Origin of the sequence: Kitasatospora sp. NPDC059571 (assembly GCF_042735675.1) — a bacterium.
GTDB lineage: Bacteria > Actinomycetota > Actinomycetes > Streptomycetales > Streptomycetaceae > Kitasatospora.
In genome coordinates this window covers 1-3,607 of sequence record NZ_JBHWBW010000545.1, presented here as the reverse complement: position 1 = coordinate 3,607, position 3,607 = coordinate 1, and the positions used below count along the sequence as shown (strand labels likewise).

The following is a 3,607-nucleotide window of genomic DNA, read 5'->3' as shown; positions in this document are numbered from 1 at the left end:
GGGGGGCGCGGGGGGGGGGGCGTGCGGGTGGGGGGGCGCGGGCGGCGGGGCCGCCGGGGCGCGCCGGCCCCCTCCCCCCCCCCCCCCCGGACACTGCTCGTGGCGGTGTCGTGGATACGAAGGGGGAGCCCCTGACCAGGCAGGGCGGGAACCTCGGAGGCGGGCCAGGCATGCATGGTTCCGACTCTAACCTTGCGATCATTTGAAAGGCTAACCAGTGGGCCGGATCGGCCGGAAACCCTCCCCGCCCGGCGGCCTCCTCACAGTGGCGGCCAGGGGATGGACGGCCAGTCCGCGGACGGCAGCGGATGCCGTCCGGTGTTCAGCAGACCGGCCACCCGGCCGCGTGCGGCGGCCAGTTCGGCCGGGGTGAGGTGCGGGGCCAGGCGCTCCCCCAGCGGCCCGTCGAGGCCCGCGGCGAGCCCGGACAGCACCTCGCGCGCCTCCTCGGTCAGCGGCTGCTCGGCCCAGCCCCACAGCAGGGTGCGCAGCTTGCCCCGGACGTTGAAGGTGACGCCGTGGTCGATGCCGTACAGCCGGCCGTCGGCGGCGGGCAGCCAGTGGCCGCCCTTGCGGTCGGCGTTGTTGAGCACCGCGTCCAGCACCGCGAGGCGGCGCAGCCGTTCGTCGTCGCGGTGCACCAGCAGCGCGGTCCGCCCGCCCTCGATCTCGGCCCGGACGATCGGCAGCCAGCCCGGGGCGGGCCCGGCCGGGTCCTGGAGGTCGAGCAGCTCGGGGGCGTCCGGGTCGGGCTCGATCCACAGCTGCACCATGCCGGGGCCGTGCGGGCCGTCCCGCAGCACCGTGGGCGGGACGAGGTCCCAGCCGGTGGCCGCGGCGACCTCGTACGCGGCGACCTCGCGGCCGGCCAGGGTGCCGTCCGGGAAGTCCCAGAGCGGGCGCTCGCCGGCGACCGGCTTGTAGACGCAGGGCGCGGTGACGCCGTCGAGCGAGGCGGTGCAGTACAGGACGGCGTTGGAGGCGTCGGTGAGGCGTCCGTGCACCGTGAGCACGCCCCCGCCCAGCAGGGCGAGGGCGGCGGGGACGTCGGCGGCCAGGGCCGCGCTGGTCCGCGGGTCGGTGCCGGGGAGGGCGTCCCCGGCCGGGTCGTCGCTCAGCGCCGGTAGCCGTTCGCGCGCGGGCACAGGTGGCCCTCCGGGTCCAGCGGCAGGTTGCAGAACGGGCAGGGCCGGCGGCCGGCGGCCACCAGGTCGAGGGCGCGCTTGGCGAACACCCGGGCCATCGCGCCGGTGAGCCGCACCCGCAGCATGTCGGGGCCGTTCTCGTCCTCGTCGTCGAAGAGCGCGGCCTCTTCCTCCTCCGCGTCCTCGATCACCGCCTGGGCCTCGACGACCAGGCGCTCGTCGACGCTGTCCCAGGCGAGCGCCATCGTGCCGACCCGGAACTCCTGCTCCAGCGGGAGGTCGAGCGGCGCGCTGTCGAGCAGTTCGGTGGGCGCCACGGCGGGGATCGCGACCGAGCCGGAGCTGCGCCGCAGGGCCTCGTCGAGCACCTCGTCGACCCGCTCCGCGAGCGCGGCCACCTGGGCCTTCTCCAGCAGCACGCTGGTGATCCGGCCGCGGGCGCTGGCCTGCAGGTAGAACGCCCGGGATCCGGGCTGGCCGACGGTGCCGGCCACGAACCGCTCGGGCTGGTCGTAGAAGAAGACCTGACGGGGCACTCTCTCGCTCCGGATGGTTTCGGACGGGGGCTCACGGCCACCCTACGACGTGGGCCGCAGCCGTGCGGCGGGAGGTGTCAGCCGGTGCCGCCGACCACGGCGTCGCCGCCGGGCACGGCGTGCGGCACGGCCCTGGGGGCCAGCGGGCCGAGCGAGCCGGTGTCGCCGAGCCGCAGCAGGAAGGGACGGTTGGGGGTGTAGCGGATCGCGGTGACCGAGCACGGCTCGACCGAGATCCGCTGGAAGTGGTCGAGGTGCAGGCCGAGCGCGTCGGCCACCACCGCCTTGATGACGTCGCCGTGCGTGCACACCAGCCACAGCGCGTCGTCACCGTGCTCGGCGGCGACCTTGCCGTTCCACTCGCGGACCGCGTCGACGGTGCGGTGGCCGAGCTCGCGCAGCGTCTCGCCGCCGGGGAAGGCGGCGGCCGAGGCGTGGTCCTGGACGGTGCGCCAGAGCGGCTCCTCGGCGAGCTCGCGCAGCGGCCGGCCCGTCCAGTCGCCGTAGTGGCACTCGCCGAAGCGCTCGTCCACGGCCGCCGCGCCGAGCTCGGGGCGCTCGGCGAGCAGCGGCTCCAGGGTCTGCCGGCAGCGCTCCAGCGGGCTGCTGACGGCCTGCACCAGCGGCAGGCCGGCGAACCGGCCCGGGAGGGCCGCGGCCTGCTCGCGCCCGGTCTCGTCGAGCTCCACGCCCGGCGTCCAGCCGGCCAGGATCCCGGCGGTGTTGGCGGTCGATCGGCCGTGGCGGACGAGCAGCAGCGTGGGCATGGCGCCAAGCGTAAGGCCTCGCACCTGCCGGTCGGTGGCGCGGATCCCGCCCGGGCGGCCCGGGGCGGGCGCGGTGCCCATCGGGTGTGCTTTCGGCGGAGGTGACTCGCGTTCCCCGCCGGGCACGCGACAATGTCCGACATGATCGTCGATTGTGCCGTCTACCGGGACGGGCACCGCACCGAGGGCCCGGCCGACTTCTCGGACGCCCTGGACGCCGCACGGGCCAGCGGTGACGCCTTCGTGTGGATAGGCCTCCACGAACCGACCTCCGAGGAACTCGACCTGGTCGCCGCGGAGTTCGGCCTGCACCCGCTGGCCGTCGAGGACGCGCTGACCGCCGCGCACCAGCGGCCCAAGCTGGAGGCGTACCCGGAGTCGCTCTTCACGGTGGTGAAGACGGTCGGCTACCGGACCTCCGACCGGTCGGTCGAGGTCGGCGAGGTGCTGGTGTTCATCGGCGACGCGTTCGCGATCACCGTCCGGCACGGCGAGGTGAGCCCGCTGGCCTCGCTGCGCAAGGATCTGGAGACCCAGCCGCAACTGCTGCGCCACGGCCCGGCGGCGGTGCTGTACGGGGTCTGCGACCGGGTGGTGGACGACTACCTGGATCTCGCCGCCACCCTCCAGGGCGACCTGGACGAGCTGGAGTCCGAGGTGTTCGCGCCCGGGCGGGTGCGCGGCGTCGCCGAGCGGATCTACGGCTTCAAGCGCCAGGTGGTGGCGTTCCGCCGGGCCACCGCGCCGCTGCAGGACCCGGCCACCCGGCTGGTGCGCACCGAGATGCCGTACGTGCCGGAGGAGCTGCGCCCGTACCTGCGGGACGTGCTGGACCACCTCACCAAGGTGAACGAGCAGGTGGACGGCCTGGACCGACTGCTGTCCGACATCCTGAGCGCCAACCTGGCGCAGGTCAGCGTGCAGCAGAACGACGACATGCGGAAGATCTCCGCCTGGGCGGCGCTGGCGGCGGTGCCGACGCTGATCGCCGGCATCTACGGGATGAACTTCGACCACATGCCGGAGCTGCACCAGGTGTGGGGCTATCCGGCGGCGGTGGCGCTGATGGCGGGCGTCTGCGCGGTGCTGCACCGGTTCTTCAAGCGGGCCGGCTGGCTCTGAGCCGGACGCGGGCGGGCCCGGGTGCGGTGTGCACCCG

The 3,607-nt window shown here is 75.0% G+C and carries 4 protein-coding genes; 1 reads left to right on the top strand and 3 read right to left on the bottom strand.

Translation table 11 applies throughout. The features are described 5' to 3' along the window. Window positions 1–260 precede the first annotated feature (260 nt). The 3 genes from ACFV0G_RS35130 to ACFV0G_RS35120 all read right to left on the bottom strand — a co-directional run bounded on the left by ACFV0G_RS35130 (window position 261) and on the right by ACFV0G_RS35120 (window position 2,448). Window positions 261–1,145: an SCO1664 family protein gene (locus tag ACFV0G_RS35130; protein WP_380556732.1), complete on the bottom strand. Its 885-nt coding sequence runs from the start codon at window positions 1,143–1,145 to the stop codon at window positions 261–263. Then, on the bottom strand, window positions 1,115–1,681 hold the full coding sequence (locus tag ACFV0G_RS35125) for a DUF3090 domain-containing protein (RefSeq protein WP_380556730.1): 567 nt from the start codon (window positions 1,679–1,681) through the stop codon (window positions 1,115–1,117). Before ACFV0G_RS35125 ends, ACFV0G_RS35130 begins: the two co-directional genes overlap by 31 nt. A gap of 77 nt (window positions 1,682–1,758) precedes the next feature. Next, a complete protein-coding gene (locus ACFV0G_RS35120) occupies window positions 1,759–2,448 on the bottom strand; it encodes a histidine phosphatase family protein (RefSeq protein ID WP_380556728.1) in 690 nt (229 codons plus the stop codon). A 132-nt stretch (window positions 2,449–2,580) separates the two neighbouring features. Here ACFV0G_RS35120 and corA point away from each other — a divergent pair, with 132 nt between their 5' ends. Further along, a complete protein-coding gene (gene corA, locus ACFV0G_RS35115) occupies window positions 2,581–3,570 on the top strand; it encodes a magnesium/cobalt transporter CorA (protein WP_380556726.1) in 990 nt (329 codons plus the stop codon). The last annotated feature ends 37 nt before the right edge of the window (window positions 3,571–3,607 follow it).

Coding starts and splice junctions, on each gene's coding strand:
- ACFV0G_RS35120 (WP_380556728.1), bottom strand. CDS start 2,448: ATGCCCACGCTGCTGCTCGTCCGCCACGGCCGATCGACCGCCAACACC.
- corA (WP_380556726.1), top strand. CDS start 2,581: ATGTCCGACATGATCGTCGATTGTGCCGTCTACCGGGACGGGCACCGC.